Source organism: Variovorax paradoxus EPS (assembly GCF_000184745.1).
In the GTDB taxonomy this organism is placed as follows: domain Bacteria; phylum Pseudomonadota; class Gammaproteobacteria; order Burkholderiales; family Burkholderiaceae_C; genus Variovorax; species Variovorax paradoxus_C.
This window is the reverse complement of the sequence record NC_014931.1, coordinates 3,519,273-3,535,935: the sequence shown is the minus strand read 5'-3', so window position 1 is coordinate 3,535,935 and position 16,663 is coordinate 3,519,273. Positions and strand designations below refer to the sequence as shown.

Annotated in this window: 13 protein-coding genes; 10 read left to right on the top strand and 3 right to left on the bottom strand. The window is 62.3% G+C overall.

Going from position 1 to position 16,663, the window contains the following annotated elements:
• The first annotated feature begins 33 nt into the window (after positions 1-33).
• Positions 34-615, top strand: a complete 582-nt coding sequence (locus VARPA_RS31650) for a superoxide dismutase (protein WP_013541695.1) — start codon at positions 34-36, stop codon at positions 613-615.
• 68 nt (positions 616-683) lie between these two features.
• Here VARPA_RS31650 and VARPA_RS16355 read toward each other — a convergent pair whose 3' ends face one another.
• The 3 genes from VARPA_RS16355 to VARPA_RS16345 all read right to left on the bottom strand — a co-directional run bounded on the left by VARPA_RS16355 (position 684) and on the right by VARPA_RS16345 (position 1,903).
• On the bottom strand, positions 684-1,151 hold the full coding sequence (locus VARPA_RS16355) for a DUF192 domain-containing protein (protein WP_013541694.1): 468 nt from the start codon (positions 1,149-1,151) through the stop codon (positions 684-686).
• A gap of 92 nt (positions 1,152-1,243) precedes the next feature.
• A complete protein-coding gene (locus tag VARPA_RS16350) occupies positions 1,244-1,432 on the bottom strand; it encodes a hypothetical protein (RefSeq protein WP_041942932.1) in 189 nt (62 codons plus the stop codon).
• 147 nt (positions 1,433-1,579) lie between these two features.
• Positions 1,580-1,903, bottom strand: a complete 324-nt coding sequence (locus tag VARPA_RS16345) for a hypothetical protein (RefSeq protein WP_013541692.1) — start codon at positions 1,901-1,903, stop codon at positions 1,580-1,582.
• Positions 1,904-2,121: 218 nt separating this feature from the next.
• On the opposite strand from VARPA_RS16345, the gene icd reads away from it, so the two are divergent.
• The 9 genes from icd to tssM all read left to right on the top strand — a co-directional run bounded on the left by icd (position 2,122) and on the right by tssM (position 16,660).
• Positions 2,122-3,381, top strand: a complete 1,260-nt coding sequence (icd, locus tag VARPA_RS16340; RefSeq protein ID WP_013541691.1) for an NADP-dependent isocitrate dehydrogenase — start codon at positions 2,122-2,124, stop codon at positions 3,379-3,381.
• A gap of 365 nt (positions 3,382-3,746) precedes the next feature.
• Positions 3,747-6,452: a type VI secretion system ATPase TssH gene (gene tssH / locus VARPA_RS16335; RefSeq protein WP_013541690.1), complete on the top strand. Its 2,706-nt coding sequence runs from the start codon at positions 3,747-3,749 to the stop codon at positions 6,450-6,452.
• 58 nt (positions 6,453-6,510) lie between these two features.
• The gene (gene tssB, locus VARPA_RS16330) at positions 6,511-7,056 is read left to right on the top strand and encodes a type VI secretion system contractile sheath small subunit (protein WP_013541689.1); all 546 of its coding nucleotides are present in this window, start codon (positions 6,511-6,513) and stop codon (positions 7,054-7,056) included.
• Between the two features lie 21 nt (positions 7,057-7,077).
• Positions 7,078-8,580 (top strand): type VI secretion system contractile sheath large subunit, encoded by a 1,503-nt coding sequence (gene tssC / locus VARPA_RS16325; RefSeq protein ID WP_013541688.1) that lies wholly within the window; start codon positions 7,078-7,080, stop codon positions 8,578-8,580.
• Between the two features lie 135 nt (positions 8,581-8,715).
• Positions 8,716-9,201 carry an Hcp family type VI secretion system effector gene (locus tag VARPA_RS16320; protein ID WP_013541687.1) on the top strand — a complete coding sequence of 162 codons (486 nt, stop codon included), beginning with the start codon at positions 8,716-8,718 and terminating at the stop codon, positions 9,199-9,201.
• 79 nt (positions 9,202-9,280) lie between these two features.
• Positions 9,281-9,880 carry a type VI secretion system lipoprotein TssJ gene (gene tssJ / locus VARPA_RS16315; protein WP_234974761.1) on the top strand — a complete coding sequence of 200 codons (600 nt, stop codon included), beginning with the start codon at positions 9,281-9,283 and terminating at the stop codon, positions 9,878-9,880.
• A gap of 32 nt (positions 9,881-9,912) precedes the next feature.
• Positions 9,913-11,268 carry a type VI secretion system baseplate subunit TssK gene (tssK, locus tag VARPA_RS16310; protein ID WP_013541685.1) on the top strand — a complete coding sequence of 452 codons (1,356 nt, stop codon included), beginning with the start codon at positions 9,913-9,915 and terminating at the stop codon, positions 11,266-11,268.
• 20 nt (positions 11,269-11,288) lie between these two features.
• Positions 11,289-12,641, top strand: coding sequence for a type VI secretion system protein TssL, long form (gene tssL / locus VARPA_RS16305; RefSeq protein ID WP_167330544.1), 1,353 nt, complete (start codon positions 11,289-11,291; stop codon positions 12,639-12,641).
• 83 nt (positions 12,642-12,724) lie between these two features.
• Complete coding sequence (tssM, locus tag VARPA_RS16300; protein ID WP_234974759.1) at positions 12,725-16,660, top strand: type VI secretion system membrane subunit TssM; 3,936 nt, start codon at positions 12,725-12,727, stop codon at positions 16,658-16,660.
• Positions 16,661-16,663: the final 3 nt, after the last annotated feature.

Sequence of the window (16,663 nt, the reverse complement as noted above, 5' to 3'; positions counted from 1 at the left end):
TTATTCCCCACAACCAACCCACGAGAAAAAACCATGGAACATGTGCTCCCACCCCTGCCGTACGCCCTCGACGCGCTGGCACCCGAGTATTCGAAGGAGACCCTCGAGTACCACTACGGCAAGCACCACAACGCCTACGTGGTGAACCTCAACAACCTGCAGAAGGGCACCGAATTCGAAGCCCTCACGCTGGAAGAAATCATCAAGAAGGCCAGCGGCGGCATCTACAACAACGCTGCGCAAATCTGGAACCACACCTTCTTCTGGAACTGCATGAAGCCCCAAGGCGGCGGTGCCCCCACCGGCGCGCTGGCCAAGGCCATCGATGCGAAGTGGGGCAGCTACGACGCCTTCAAGGAAGCCTTCGTGAAGTCGGCAGTCGGCAACTTCGGTTCGGGCTGGACGTGGCTCGTGAAGAAGGCCGACGGTTCGGTGGACATCGTGAACACCGGTGCCGCCGGCACGCCGCTGACGACCGCTGACACGGCGCTGCTGACCGTGGACGTCTGGGAGCACGCCTACTACATCGACTACCGCAACCTGCGCCCGAAGTTTGTCGAGACCTTCCTGGCCAAGCTGGTGAACTGGGACTTCGCGGCCAAGAACTTCGGCTGAGCCACATTCGCGCATTAAAAAAGCCGACCCTCGGGTCGGCTTTTTTGAGGGCTGAAGGCGGCAGAAACTCAGCGCTTGGCGGCCGAGAACAGTTCGCCGCCGAGCTTGGCACCCTTCTTGATGTTCTTCTTGGCAAACCAGCCCTGGTTCATCTCGAGCACATAGCGCACGGGCTCTTCGGAGCAATGCGAGTTCTCGGTCAGCGGCTGCATATCGACCAGGTTGACGATGCGGCCATCATCCGCCACGAAGGCGGCGGTCAGCGGCAGCAGGGTGTTGCGCATCCAGAAGCACTGCGTGGCGGGCTGCTCGAAAACGAAGATCATGCCCTCCGCCTGCGGCATGTTCTTGCGGAACATCAGCCCGATTTCACGCTGCTGCGGCGTCTGGGCAATCTGGGTATCGATCTTGTACAGGCCGACCGACAACTGCGTGCGCGCAAGATCGGTCTGGGGTTGTTGCTGCTGTTGTTGGGCATGCGTCGGCATCACGAACGAGGCGGACAGCAGGAGCAGGGCGGCTAAACGCTGAAACATCGGACAACTCTTTCAGGGCGGGTCGTGGAAGGCCGGCCCGTAACCAATAAAAATGCCCGCTGATGCGGGCATTGCCGGGTGGGCTTGAAAGCTTACACCTTCTTGGCGGCAGCCGTGTGGGCCTTGGCCACGTGGCGAACCTTGTGCTTCTTGACTGCGTGCTTGGCCTTGGCCTTGTGAGCAGCAGGTGCGGCCGGAGCGGCGGCCGCGGGTGCGGGGGTTTGAGCAAAAGCACCGGCAGCGAAGAGACCGGCGACCAGGGCTGCGAGCAGCTTGTTCATGAGAAATCCTTTGATATCGTTGATTTGGATCACCTCCCTGTGGAAGGTCCACATTCAACGGAGCCCATCGCACGCGGTTGACAGCACTTTGGTCGAGGCGGACGAAAAAAAGCGCTCCGAGGAGCGCTTTTTTCAGGGGACGCCGAATTACTTGGGCGTAGGACCTTGGGTCGACTTGCGCTTGACGCTGCCGTCCTTGTTGCGACGACGTTGGTCGCGCGTTTCAGCGCGCTTTTCGCCAGAGGCTGCAGCCTTGTCGCCGCCGAGGTTGCCGCCTTCGGGCGTCTTGGCGATGTCGCCAGCGGGAGCGGCCACTTGACCAGCAGGCTTGGCATCCTTCTTGGCTTCGGCGCGTGCTTGCGGCTTGCTGTTGGTTGCGTTCCCTTGTTCGGGCGTGGTGCCGGCCGGGTTTTGGGCATAGGCGCCAGCTGCGAACAGACCAGCGATCATGACTGCGAGAATTTTGCTCATTGAAGATTCCTCTATCGAGAATTGGTTGGAAACGCCTCCCGGCGAGCAGAAGGTCAGCCAGTAACGAGCCCAATGGCCCCATGGTTGACAAACGCCAGCTGATGGGCAGCGTCTAAAATGTACAGCGATTTGTTAGCCGGTTGTACAGCGGAAGCCCCTCGCTGTCTGAATTCGCTGACACTCCTCAAAATTACATCACTCCCGGAGCCTTCGACCTCATGCCCAGCTATCAGCACATCAAAGTCCCGGCCGAAGGCCAGAAGATCACGGTCAACGCGGACAACTCGCTGAATGTGCCCGATCAACCGATCATCCCCTTCATCGAAGGTGACGGTACTGGGCTGGACATCACGCCGGTGATGCTCAAGGTGGTGGACGCCGCAGTGGCCAAGGCCTACGGTGGCAAGAAGAAGATCCACTGGATGGAGGTCTATGCCGGCGAGAAGTCGACCAAGGTGTATGGCCCCGACGTCTGGCTCCCCGAGGAAACCCTGCACGCCGTGCGCGACTACGTCGTCTCCATCAAAGGCCCGCTCACCACGCCCGTCGGCGGCGGCATTCGCTCGCTGAACGTCGCGCTGCGCCAGGAACTCGACCTCTACGTGTGCCTGCGCCCCATCCAGTATTTCGAAGGCGTCCCCAGTCCAGTGCGCGAGCCGCACAAGACCAACATGGTCATCTTCCGTGAGAACTCGGAAGACATCTATGCCGGCATCGAATTCGAAGCCGAAAGCGACAAGGCCAAGAAGCTCATCAAGTTCCTGCAGGACGAGCTCGGCGTCAAGAAGATCCGCTTCCCCAACACATCCGGCATCGGCGTGAAGCCCGTGTCGATCGAAGGCACCGAGCGCCTCGTGCGCAAGGCATTCCAGTACGCCATCGACAACGACAAGCCCAGCGTGACCATCGTGCACAAGGGCAACATCATGAAGTTCACCGAAGGAGGCTTCCGTGACTGGGCCTACAACCTGGCCGCCAAGGAGTTCGGCGCCGAGCTGATCGACGGCGGCCCGTGGATGAAGTTCAAGAACCCGAAGACGGGCAAGGAAATCACCGTCAAGGACAGCATTGCCGATGCGTTCCTGCAGCAGATCCTGCTGCGCCCCGCCGAGTACAGCGTGATCGCCACGCTGAACCTCAACGGCGACTATGTGTCCGACGCGCTGGCCGCACAGGTCGGCGGCATCGGCATCGCTCCGGGCGCGAACCTGAGCGACACCGTCGCAATGTTCGAGGCCACGCACGGCACCGCGCCCAAGTACGCCGGCAAGGACTACGTGAACCCCGGCTCCGAAATCCTCTCGGCCGAAATGATGTTGCGCCACATGGGCTGGATCGAAGCGGCCGACCTGATCATCAGCGCGATGAAGAAGTCGATTGCCAGCAAGCGGGTGACCTATGACTTCGCGCGCCTGATGGAAGGTGCGACGCAGGTGAGCTGCTCGGGCTTCGGGCAGGTAATGATCGAGCACATGTAATCCACACTGCGCCGCTTCGACGTCTTGCGACGTCAGGCAATGAGCCCTTGAACTTCCGAAAGGAATTCAAGGGCTTTTTTGTTGCCAAATATCCGCTTCATTCAATAGAAATTACTACTTGCGAATTTCTGGATCGTCTGCTCCCGGAGAAATTTCACAGATCAATTGCCTGCTTTCGGCGTTTAACTATTGGTAGAAACTGTGCTCCGCCACAGGTCTGCACAAGCACGCAGAATCGCGCCTATTCGAAAAAGCATAGGGAGCGAGAAATGGGCAGAAAAACAGCAGGCGTCAGTGCTTTGCCGATTGGAAAGCCGCGTGATTTCATTGCGCAATTGACGTCACCTGCGAACCGATAGGTTGCAATGGCGATCTCCCGACGGGCGTTGTTCGGCAAGCTCAATCTCACCCTGTTTCGCGGCATTGAAGCCGCAACAGCATTTGCCAAGCTGAGAGGAAATCCATATGTCGAATTGACGCACTGGATTCATCAAATCTGGCAAATCAATGACAGCGATTTGCATCGCATCTGCCGCCATTACCAAATTGATTTTCAGGTTGTCGAAAAAGATCTGATTTCCAGATTGTCGGAATTGCCCTCGGGCGCGACATCGCTGAGCGATTTTTCCCATCACGTCGAAACGGCCATCGAGCGCGCCTGGATTCTCTCCAGCCTCGAATTCGGCGATCGTCGTGTGCGCAGTGCGTGGCTGCTTGCGGCGTTGGTGCAAACGCCAGATCTGCGGCGGCTGCTCCTTGGCGTATCGCCCGCCTTCCGAAAGCTCCCGGTCGAGCAGTTGATGGATGACGTCATTTCCCTCATCGCAGGCTCCCCGGAAGACAACGAAGGGTCGCACGATGGCTTGGGCCTCCCGGCCGCAATGCCAGGAGAAGCGAGCGGCGCGATCGCCGATTCGCCGGACGGCAAATCCGCCCTGGCGCGGTATTGCCGAGACCTGACCGACAGCGCGCGCGGCGGCGAAATCGATCCGGTGATCGGCCGCGAACACGAGATCCGCACGATGGTCGACATCCTGCTGCGCCGGCGGCAGAACAACCCTCTGCTCACCGGAGAGGCCGGGGTGGGCAAGACAGCCGTGGTCGAAGGACTCGCGCTGGCAATCGCCAACGGCGAGGTTCCGCCCTCGCTGCGCGATGCTCGCCTGCTCAGTCTCGATGTAGGTGCGTTGCTCGCTGGTGCCAGCATGCGGGGGGAGTTCGAGTCCCGTCTGAAGTCTCTGCTCGAAGAAGCGAGCAAGTCGAGTCAGCCGGTCGTTCTTTTCATCGACGAGGTGCACACCCTGATCGGTGCCGGCGGACAGGCTGGTACCGGAGATGCAGCCAATCTGCTCAAGCCTGCTCTCGCACGCGGCACCTTGCGCACCATCGGCGCGACCACGTGGAGCGAATACAAGCGCCATATCGAGAAGGACCCTGCGTTGACCCGTCGTTTTCAGACGCTGCAGGTCGCCGAGCCGGAGGAGGCCTCGGCCGTCGAAATGGTGCGCGGGCTGGTCGCCGTCTTTGCCGAACATCACGGTGTCACGGTGCTGGACGAGGCGGTGCGGGCGGCGGTGTCCCTGTCCCATCGCTACATTCCGTCGCGCCAGTTGCCGGACAAGGCCATCAGCCTGCTCGACACGGCCTGTGCACGTGTCGCCATGTCGCTGCACACGCCACCCGCCGTGGTCGATCAACTGCGCCAGCGAATCGCAGCCCTGGACGTGGAACTCGCCTTGCTGGCTCAGGAAAGCGCGATCTCGCGGGGAAGTGATGCCCGATCAAAGCGCTTCGAAGCGGCAAACGCCCGACTCGATGCCACCGAACACGAACTGTCGACCTACGAGGCCCGGTGGCAAGAAGAGCTTGCGATGGTTCAGCAGATTCAATCGCTGAGAACAAAGAAGAGGGAGGAGAAGGGGGGGAGGGAGAGTGGCGCCGAGGGCGAGTGGCCCTCGGCGCGACTGCATGCTCTGGAAGAAGAGCTCCTGTTGCGCCAACAGGACTCGCCATTGGTTCTTTCTCAGGTCGACGAGTCGGTGATCGCGGCCATCGTTGCGGATTGGACTGGGATACCCGTGGGCCGAATGGTGCAAGACGAAGTTGCCGCGGTCTTCAGGCTCGAAGCCACTCTCGGCGAACGCGTCGTCGGCCAGGACCGCGCGCTTGCCGCGATTGCGGAGCGCATCCGTGTGTCGCGGGCGCGGCTGACCGATCCGAACAAGCCGGTCGGCGTCTTCCTGCTGGCCGGTCCATCAGGCGTCGGAAAGACCGAAACCGCGTTGGCACTTGCGGACGCCATGTATGGCGGCGAGCAGAACCTCATCACCATCAACATGAGCGAGTTCCTGGAGCCGCACACCGTCTCGACACTGAAGGGCTCGCCGCCGGGCTACGTGGGCTACGGAGAAGGCGGTGTTCTGACGGAGGCCGTGCGCCGGAAGCCCTACAGCGTGATCCTGCTCGACGAGGTGGAAAAGGCGCATCCGGACGTCCACGAAATCTTCTACCAGGTGTTCGACAAAGGCTGGATGGAAGACGGTGAAGGCCGCCGCATCGACTTCAGAAACACCACCATCCTGTTGACGAGCAACGCAGGTGCGGAACTCATCGAGAGCCTGTGCGAAGACCCCGCATCGTCGCCCGAAGTCGAAACCCTGCGCGAAGCGCTCCAGCCTGTTCTTCGCCAGGTTTTCCCGGCCGCATTCCTGGGGCGCCTGTCCGTCGTGCCTTATCTGCCATTGGGTGCGCAGGCCCTGGGTCGCATCGTCTCGCTGCATCTGGACCATGTGGTGCATCGGATGAAAAAGCAGCATGGCATCGAATTGCAATACGGCCCCGGCTTGGTGGCCGAAATCGTCGATCGATGCGGCACGCATGAAACCGGGGCACGCCGACTGACGGGCTTCATCGAGCAGAACCTGCTCCCGGTCTTGTCGCGGCAGTGGCTCAACGCCTTGCAGGAAAAGCGAACGATCGTCCGGATATCTGTCGACGCAAGGCCACTCGGGAAAACAGGGCCGCGTTCGCAGGAAGGAGATGTCGTCACCTGCCATACCGAGTACGTCTGACGCTTCAAAGCGCAGTGTTTCCAGGACTCTATTTCTTAGTTTTCATCAGGGAGTTTTCGTGACAAACAACAACAGCAGTCAGAAATTCATCGCCCGCAACAGGGCCCCACGCGTGCAGATCGAATACGACGTGGAAATCTACGGCTCGGAGAAAAAGATCGAACTGCCTTTCGTCATGGGTGTGCTGGCCGATCTTTCCGGCAAACCCACCCAGGCGTTGCCGCCGGTGGCCGACCGCAAGTTCCTCGACATCGACATCGACAACTTCGACGAGCGCATGAAGGCGATCCAGCCGCGCGTGGCCTTCGCCGTGCCCAACACGCTGTCGGGCCAAGGCCAGCTCATGGTCGACATCACCTTCGAGAGCATCGATGACTTCTCGCCGGCCGCCGTGGCCCGCAAGGTCGAGCCATTGAGCCGGCTGCTCGAGGCGCGCACCCAACTTGCCAATCTCCAGACCTACATGGACGGCAAGGCCGGTGCCGAAGGCCTGCTCAACAAGCTGCTGCAAGACCCCGCGCTCATGAAGTCGTTGGCGCAGGCTCCCAAGCCCCGCGCGGCAACAGATCACAACGACGCACCGACTGCCGACTCGGCGGCGTGAATCCGAACCTAGGAACTTCACATGAACACCACAAGCGATGCCGTGCTCGACGCGCCGGTCACGGCGCAATACGCCAACCCTTCCGACTTTGCGTCCCTGCTGGACAAGGAGTTCAAGCCCAAGACCGATGAGGCTCGCGACGCCGTCGAGGCAGCCGTTCGGACCTTGGCCGAGCAGGCGCTCGTCAATGCCGCGACGATGACCGACGATGCCTACAGCAGCATCGAGGCCATCATTGCGGAGATCGATCGAAAGCTTTCGGAGCAGATCAATCTCGTGCTGCACAAGGACGACTTCCAGAAGGTCGAGTCGGCCTGGCGCGGCATGCACCACCTGGTCTACAACACCGAAACGGACGAGAAGCTCAAGATCCGTTTCATGGACGTGTCGAAGGATGAGGTGCGCCGCACGCTTCGTCGCCACAAGGGCATTGCCTGGGACCAGAGTCCGATCTTCAAGCGCATCTACGAGGAAGAGTACGGACAACTCGGTGGCGAGCCCTATGGTTGCCTCGTGGCGGATTACTACTTCGACCACACGCCGCCCGATGTCGAACTGCTCGGCGCCATTGCCAAGATTTCGGCCGCATCGCATGCGCCGTTCATCGCGGGATCGGCACCTTCGTTGCTCGGCATGGAGTCGTGGCAAGAACTTGCGAATCCCCGTGACCTCGCGAAGATCACCTCGAATCTCGAGCATGCCCCCTGGAATTCGTTGCGCAACACCGAAGACTCGCGCTACGTCGGTCTCGCCATGCCGCGTTTTCTCGCGCGCTTGCCCTATGGCGCAAAGATCAACCCGGTCGACGAGTTTGATTTCGAAGAGGAAACCGAAGGCGCCGATCATCGGAACTACGTCTGGAGCAACGCGGCCTATGCCATGGCCGTCAACATCAACCGCAGTTTCAAGCTTTACGGCTGGTGCACGATGATCCGCGGCGTGGAGTCGGGCGGCACGGTGGAAAACCTGCCATGCCACACCTTCCCGACCGACGACGGCGGCTTCGATATGAAGTGCCCGACCGAGATCGCCATCTCGGACCGCCGCGAAGCCGAGCTCGCCAAGGCAGGCCTGATTCCGCTGGTGCATCGGAAGAACACCGATCACGCTGCCTTCATCGGTGCGCAATCGATGCAGAAGCCGCAGGAGTACATGGATCCGGATGCGACGGCCAATGCCAATCTGTCGGCCCGCCTGCCGTACCTGTTCGCGAGCACCCGTTTCGCACACTACCTCAAGTGCATCGTTCGCGACAAGATCGGTTCCTTCAAGGAGCGCGAGGACATGCAGCGCTGGCTCAACGAATGGATCATGCATTACGTCGATGCCGATCCCGCCAACTCGTCGCAGGAAACCAAGGCGCGCAGGCCGCTCGCGGCGGCTGAAGTCGTTGTGGAAGACATCGAGGGCAACCCCGGCTACTACAGCGCGAAGTTCTTCCTGCGCCCGCATTTCCAGCTCGAAGGCTTGACCGTTTCATTGCGCCTCGTCGCAAAGTTGCCGTCTCTCAAAGAGGCGGCCTGACAGGCCTGCCTCCATCCATTCCGAGTTGTTCGATGAAGTGGCGCAAAGACGCCACCCCGCGAAGTCGCTCGAAGCGCCGAAGGGTGCTGGAGCGCATCAGTCAGATATTGAAAAAACAAAGTTCAGGGAGTTTTTATGACGCAAGACATTTTTCTGAAAATCAACGGGATCGAAGGCGAGTCCCAGGATTCCGACCACAAGAACGAGATCGAGGTGCTGGCCTTCAACTGGAAAGCCTTCCAGGAATCCACCATGCATGCGGGCTCGGGCGGCGGCGCCGGCAAAGCCACCGTCGAGGATCTGGAGTTCGAGCACTACGTCGATCGATCGAGTCCCAACCTGATGAAGTATTGCCTCACAGGCAAGCACGTCCAGGAGGCGAAGCTCACCGTCCGCAAGGCCGGCGGCAATCCGCTCGAGTACCTCAAGCTCACGTTCTCCGACGTGATCATCACGGCCGTCCAGCCTTTCGGTTCGAACTCCGATGAGTTGCGCATCAGGGAACGCGTGCGCCTGTCCTTCTCGAAGATCAAGCAGGAGTATTCGGTGCAGAACGCCCAAGGCGGCAGCGGTGGCGCGGTGACGGCCGGCTACGACATCAAGGGCAACAAGGAGTCCTGACAACGCCGGCAGAGCCTGAGCCGGCTCAGAGCCTTACGGCCTCAAGCGGCGTGGCGCACGAAGGTGCGTTGCGCTGCATATGGCCATTCCCGTCTCCGGACCGCATCACGTCCTTTTCAGCATGTCATTCAATGTGCCTTGTCCCCGGCGAACCGCCTCACGGCAATGGCTTTTCGTGGTGCTCTCGTTGCTCGTTCTGGCGCTCGCACTGGCCACGGCGCAGCCCTCGCATGCCCAGTTCTCCTACCCGCGAGAGCAGACAAAGCTCGATATCACGATCACGGCGGAGGCCGGCGTCAATCCCGACGACAAGGGCCGGGCGGCGCCCATCCTGGTGCGCATCTACGAACTCAAGTCGGAAGGCGTCTTCGAAGCCGCCGACTACTTTTCGCTCTCCAGCAATGACAAGGCCCTGATCGGCAGCGAGCTGCTCGTTCGAGACGAATTCATCCTGCGGCCCGGCGATGTCAAGACCATCCGCCGCAAATCGCACCCCGACCTTGCGGCCATCGGTGTCGTCGCCGGCTACCGCGATCTCGCGCAAGCCGATTGGCGAGCGGTGCAAAAGATCGATCCCGCACCGGAAGTCGCCTGGTATCGCTCGGTCCTGCCGGCGAACAAGCTCAAGTTGCAGATCGACCTTCAAGCCAAGGGCATCCAGCTCACCCCCCTCAAATAGGCCTGCGACTTGAACGCACAACGATCGATCCCATGAGTTGGTACAACAAAGTCGCCTGGAGCGAAGGACTCTTCCTGCGCCCGCAGCTGTTCCAGCAGCAGGAGCGCTATCTCGAACACCTCGCGCACAAGCGCACGGCCTCGCTCAGTCCGTTCTACTGGGGCTTCAATCACTACAGCATCGATGCGGAGTCCCTGTCCCTTGGCAAGCTGGTGCTTGCCAGTGCCGCAGGCATTTTTTCGGACGGCACCCCCTTCGACGCCCCCGGCCAGACGCTGCCGCCCGCGCCGCTCACCATCCAGCCGGAGCATCTGGAGCAGGTCATCCATCTGGCCGTGCCCATTCGCACGCCCAATGGCGAGGAAACGACTTTCGACGACGCGATGGCTGCTGCTGCGTCGCTCGCACGCTTCTCGGTCTTCGACACCGAGTTGCGCGACGCGAATTCCATCGGGCAGGGCCCGAAGACGGTGCAGCTTTCGCGCCTTCGCTTGCGTCTGCTTCCGCAACGGGAGCTGACCGATGCCTGGATCGGTCTTCCGCTCGCCAAGGTGACGGTGCTGCGTTCCGATGGGAGCATCGCCACCGATCCGTATCTGATCCCGCCCGTCGCCGGCTACGGTGCGAGCCCGCTGCTGGCCGACTGGATGACGAATCTGCACGGCCTGTGCCGTCTCCGCGCGCAAACGCTCGCGGCACGGCTCAGCGGCAATGACGGCAAGTCGAGCGAATCGGCCGAAGTGTCCGATTTCCTGCTGCTGCAGATACTCAATCGCTACGAGCCCTTGTTCGAGCACTGGCTGCGTGTGCGAGAGACCTCGCCGGAGGTGCTGTACACCGCCTTGTGCTCTCTCAGCGGAGAGCTTGCGACGTTCGTGCGGGCGAGCACGCGTCGCCCCACCGAGCACCCGGCCTATCGGCACATCGATCCGTGTTTGTCTTTCAGGGGGCTGATAGCCGATGTACAGGCCTTGCTCAACGATGTACTGGTTCGCAGTGCGCAAAGTATTCCCCTCGCCAATCGCGCCAACGGCGTGCGCGTGGCAAGCGTCGAGCCCTCGGAGCTGCAAGGCTTCTCGAGCCTCGTGTTCGCCGTGGCGGCTCATACACCGCCCGATCAGCTGGCCAGCGAGTTTCCGGCGCGCTGCAAGGTCGGGCCGAGCGATCGGCTCGGCGAACTCATCCGCTCGCATCTGCCCGGCATTCCGCTGCAAACGCTGCCGGTGCCGCCGCGCCAGATCCCTTTCAACGCGGGCTTTGTCTACTTTCAGATCGACTCGCGCGGGCCGTTGTGGGAGCACATGGTCAAGCACGGTGGACTGGCGTTGCATGTGGCGGGTGAGTTCCCTGGTTTGCGTCTTGAGCTCTGGGGCATCCGAGAGAAATGAAACCCTTTGTCGAAGATCCCATGCACAACCAGGAAGAGCCCCAAGACGACTCGAGAGGGCTCGATCCGTCTGCCGACCCTTCATCCAACGACTCCTGGGCGGGCGATCCGGATAAGGGTGTGCATCTTGCCCCCGAGCCATCGATGCAAGTGCGTCTGCTCGCGGTCACTGCCGCCAGGAATCCCCTGCTCGAAGCCGCGCAGCCGCTGCTGCGCGCACTCGCCGACATGCCGGCGACGCTCGGCAATGAGGGCGTCACGATCCTGCATCAGCTGCTGGAGCGCGAGGTCGCGAGCTTTCAATCGCTCTGCGGCAGCGCGCAGATCAGGCACGAACATGCGGTCGCGGCCAGCTATTCGCTGTGCACCGCACTCGACGAGGCGGCCAACAGCACGGAGTGGGGCGGCGGCAAGAATGGCGAAGCCGGCATCTGGGCCGGACAGCAACTGGCTGCGAAATTCCACGGTGACACGAAGGGCGGCGACAAGTTCTTCCTGCTGGTCGGCCGGCTGGCCGCCAGTCCGCAGGAGCACATCGATCTGCTCGAGCTGATGTACCAGGTCCTTGGGCTGGGCTTCGAGGGACGCTTTGGCACTGCGACCAACGGGCGCCGGCAGTTGGAGACGGTTCGCCATCGGCTCTTCACGCTGCTTGGTACGGCGCGCGGCGAAGTCCCGCGCGATCTTTCCCCGCACTGGAAGGGTGTGGGTGCGGGCACGTTCCGCCTGTTGCGCAGCATTCCGGTGTGGCTGACGGTGTCGCTGCTGACATTGGTCTTGTGCGGCCTGTTCGCCTGGTACAAGTACCAGCTGTTGCAGACCAGCGCCGACGTGGAGCAACGCATCGCCGCCATCGGCCGGATGCGTCCGCCACCCGCACCGCCAGCGCCTGCGGTCAAACCGCTGCGCCTGAAAGAGCTGCTGGCGTCCGAGATTGCACGCGGGACCGTGAGCGTGGATGAAGACGAGCACCGAAGCGCGGTCTCGTTCAGGGGTGACGACATGTTCGTCCCCGGCCAGGCGCGTCTGAACGCAAAGATTCTTCCGGTCCTGGACAAGGTGGCGGACGAGATCAACCAGGTTTCGGGCTCCGTCCAGGTCACCGGCCACTCCGACAACCGCCCGATCAAGACCCGCGAGTTCCCCAACAACCAGGTCTTGAGCGAGAAGCGGGCCGACGCAGTGACTGCCGTGCTGCTGGGCAAGGGCGTGGTGGCGTCGCGCATCCGTACCGAAGGGCGCGGCGACACGATGCCGGTGGCCGACAGCGCAACGGCGGCTGGGCGCGCCAGGAATCGCCGTGTCGACATCGTCGTCATTCAGGGCGACGGCGGTAGCGCCGCGTCGCCCGCCGCAAAGCCGGCGGCGCGCTAGAGGCAGGCCGAGAGTCACTCATGCAATACCTCAAACAGTTCCTGGCATTTCTTTTTTCCCGGCAGATGCTGGCTTTCGTCGCCATGGTGCTGCTGGCGCTGGCGATCTGGTTCGTCGGTCCCTTGCTTGCCGTGGATGGACTGCGTCCGCTGGCTTCGGTCGGCGTGCGCGTGGCCTTCATCGTGCTGCTGCTGGTGCTTGGCATCCTCTGGCTCGTTTCGGGGCCGTACAGCCTGGTCGGGGTGGCAGCGCTGTGCCTGTTGCTCTGGCACGCGGGGCCCTTGCTAGATATTGGTGCTGTAAAGCCGCTCGCATCGGTCGGGGTGCGCGTGGCGATCATTGGCGCGATCCTGCTGCTGTACGCGTTGTCCTGGCTCTATCGCTTCTGGCAGGCCTTGCGCAACAACGAGGACCTGCTCGCGAAGGTCCTGAGCTTCGGGAAGGACGCGGGCAAGGACGAGACGGCCAAGGAAGAGATCAAGACGGTCACCGCCGCCGTCCATCGCGCCTTGGCGCAACTCAAGGGCCTGCGCGGGCGCGGTGGATTGCGTCGCCTGTTCGAAGGCAATCGCTATCTGTACGAACTGCCCTGGTACATGGTCATCGGCAGCGCCGGCGCGGGGAAAACCACGGCGCTGCTCAACGCCGGGCTGCAGTTTCCCCTGGCGCGCCAGATGGGCAATGCGTCGAAGCGCGTGGTGTTCAAGTCTGAAGGGGGCACGCTGCATTGCGACTGGTGGTTTGCCAACGAGGCCGTGTTCATCGACACAGCAGGCCGCTACACCACGCAGGAGCGCAATCCTGCAACCGATCCGGTCGAGTGGCGCGCTTTCCTCGGCCTGCTTCGCAAGCACCGCACGCGTGCGCCGCTCAATGGCGTGATCGTCGCGCTCGATGCAGGCGAGATGCTGACCATGACCGAGATGGAGCGTGCCGAGCATGCGAGCCTGGTGCACGACCGCCTGACCGATCTGCGCCAGGAATTGGGCATCCGCTTTCCCGTGTATGTGGTCGTCACGAAGATGGATCTGTTGCGGGGATTCAGCGAATACTTTCAATCGCTCACCAGCGAAGGGCGCATGCAGGCCTGGGGCTTCGCGCTGCCATTCCACGGCATAAAGAACACGCGGGCCGGAACGCAGGCCCGAGACAGCCTGCGCACGCAGATGGATAAGGAGCTCGCATTGCTCAACGACCGGTTGGCCGAGGGGCTCCGTGCGAGGCTGAATGAGGAGTTCGACGTCGAGCGCCGCAAGCGCTTGTTTGCACTGCCCAAGGAACTGGCCGCCTTGGCTGTGCCGCTGGTGCCGATGCTGGACCAGATCTTTCTCGTCTCGCGCTTCGACAGGACCCAGTTGCACGACACGCTGCGCGGCGTGTACTTCACGAGCGGTGCGCAAGCTCATGCGGAGGTGCCCGCCGACCACCAGACGCTGGTCCAGCGACTGCAGAGCAGCCTCGGCCCGTCGTCATCTTCGGGTCTGCAAGCCGCGGGCACGTCGCCCGAACAGGGGCAGCAAGGATTCTTTCTCCAGGAGTTGCTGACCAAGGTCATCATCCCGGAAGCCCATCTGGTGAGGCCCAATCTGCGCTGGGAATTTCGGTTCCGGCTGCTGCGCCTGATGGGGCACGCCCTGGCGCTCGTGATCTTCATCTGGCTGGCCGGTGCGCTGGCCGTGAGCTTCGGCAATAACCGTCGATACCTGGACACTGTCAGCCAGCGTACCGATGTACTCGCGGGTCAAGTGAGCGCGCTGTTCGGCAGCTTCAAGCCATCTGGCGTACCGGATGTGCTGAACGGCGCGCGCGAGTTGCCCGGCTATGCGGGGCTGGACATCGACAGCCCGCCGGGCAGCTTTCGCTATGGCCTGTACAGCGTGCCGCCAGTGCTGGCTGTGACTGCCGACACCTACGCCCAGCTGCAGGACCACACCTTGCTCCCGACCATCCTGCAGCGCATGGAGGCCGTGCTGACGCAGAGCATGAAGGACGGCGATGCGAAGGCCGCCTATGAAACCCTGCGCGTCTACAAGCTCCTGCACGACAAGGACCGGTACATGAAAGGAGGCGCTCGGGACGTCAGCAACTGGGTTCTCAAGGACTGGGAGCATGCCGACAGTGCCGCCGCCTTTGGCGGGCGCGCTTCGATGGCAGGCCATGCCACGGCACTCTTTTCCGGCGAGCGTCCGGTGCAGTCGGCATCGCTGCCCAACGAGGCGCTCGTGCGTGCGGTGCAGGACTTCCTGAACAGCAACACCTCGACGCAACGCGTCTACGAACGCGCCAAGGCGGCGATGCTGCGCGAAGCCCCCCAGGAGTTCACATTGGTCCGGGCGGTCGGGCCGCAAGCCGGCACCGTGTTCTCCCGTGCCGGCGGCCTGCCTCTCGAGAAAGGCGTGCCGGGCCTTTTCACCTACGACGGATACCACGACGTCTTCAGCAAGCGGTTGCCGGAATTCGTCGGGCAGGCCATTGACGACGACGCATGGGTGATGGGGCGCAATGCTTCAGCGGTGCTCGATGCTGCTGCCCGAAAATTGCAGAACGATCCGTTCCTCGACGACATCCGTCGCCAGTACCTGAGCGAATATGCCCAGCACTGGGAATCCTTTCTCGAATCGATTCGCACGGTCGGGGGCAGCGACACCACCGGCACCAGCCTGGGGTTCGACCTGAGCGTGTTGCGGCAGTTCGCCGCGCCCGACTCGCCGCTGGCGCGGCTGGCGCGCGCGGCGGCACGCGAGACCACGCTGTCGCGTCCGCTGGTCGTGCGTGCCCAGGAGGAAAAGGGGTTCCTCGACAAGGCTTCCGATGAACTGAACAAGCAGACCAGCGCGATCGGCAGGAACCTCGGCATTCGCGCGGAGGAACGACTCGAAAAGGAAATCGTCGACAACCGCTTTGCCGCGTTGCGCGAAGTGGTGACGGGCCAGCCGGATATCGGTGCTGCAAGCGCTGGAGCCACCGGCGCCAAGCCGGGGCTCGAAACAATCTCGGGCCTCGTCAACGAGTTCTACACGCTGCTTGTCGTGGCCGATACGGCGCTGACTGCAGGAAGCCTTCCACCCGGAGGCTCCGAAGTCGGTTCGCGGCTGAAGCTGGAGGCCGGAAAGCTCCCGGCGCCGTTTCGCGAGGTGCTGACCGCATTGGCCACGAGCGGCGGCGACAAGGTGGCGCTCGGTTCCACAGGCATCCTGCGCAACCAGGCCCAGCAGCAGCTCGATCGCATCATGGGCCTGATGGCGATGCAGGTCAGTGAACCGTGCAAGCGTGGCGTGGAAGGGCGCTATCCGCTGGCCGCGGTGGCGCAGGACGCATCGATAGAAGACTTCACGCTGGTCTTCGCCGCGAGCGGCGCCGCGGACGAGTTCTTCAATAAGTACCTGGCTTCCTACGTCGATACCAGCGTGCGTCCATGGCGCTACAAGGATCCGAATGTGGCCCAGGCCGTTGCCGGTGCCGAGGGTGTTGCCGGCGGAGTGGCACCGGCTCCCGCGACCCCAGGGCCGACATTGCTTGGCGAACTGCTCAAGCTGTTGGCGCAAAGCGGGCCGAACCTCGATGCCTTCTATCGCGCCCAGCAGATCCGCGACCTTTTCTTCCGCGATGCGGGCGGCAAGAAACTCGCTTGGAAGATGGACCTGCGGGTGCTCGAACTGGAGCCCAGCATCACCGATCTGATCATCGACATCGACGGGCAGGGCCAGCGCTACATCCATGGCCCGGTGCAGGCGTTTACCGTTCATTGGCCTGGGCCGCGTGGCGGTGCAATGGCGGAGATCACGGCCAATCCGCGCATCTCGGGACCTACCTCGACCCTTCTGGCCAGTGGTCCATGGGCGTTGTTCCGATTGCTTGAAAAGGGTCGCATCGTGAACACGGCGACGCCGGGGCGGCTGAGCGTCGAATATTCGTTCGACGGTCGCAAGGCGTTGATCGACATCAACTCGGGCAGCCAGCCCAACCCGCTCAACAGCGATGTGCTCAAGGGCTTCCGCTGCCCGGGTCGAGCGGCATGAAGT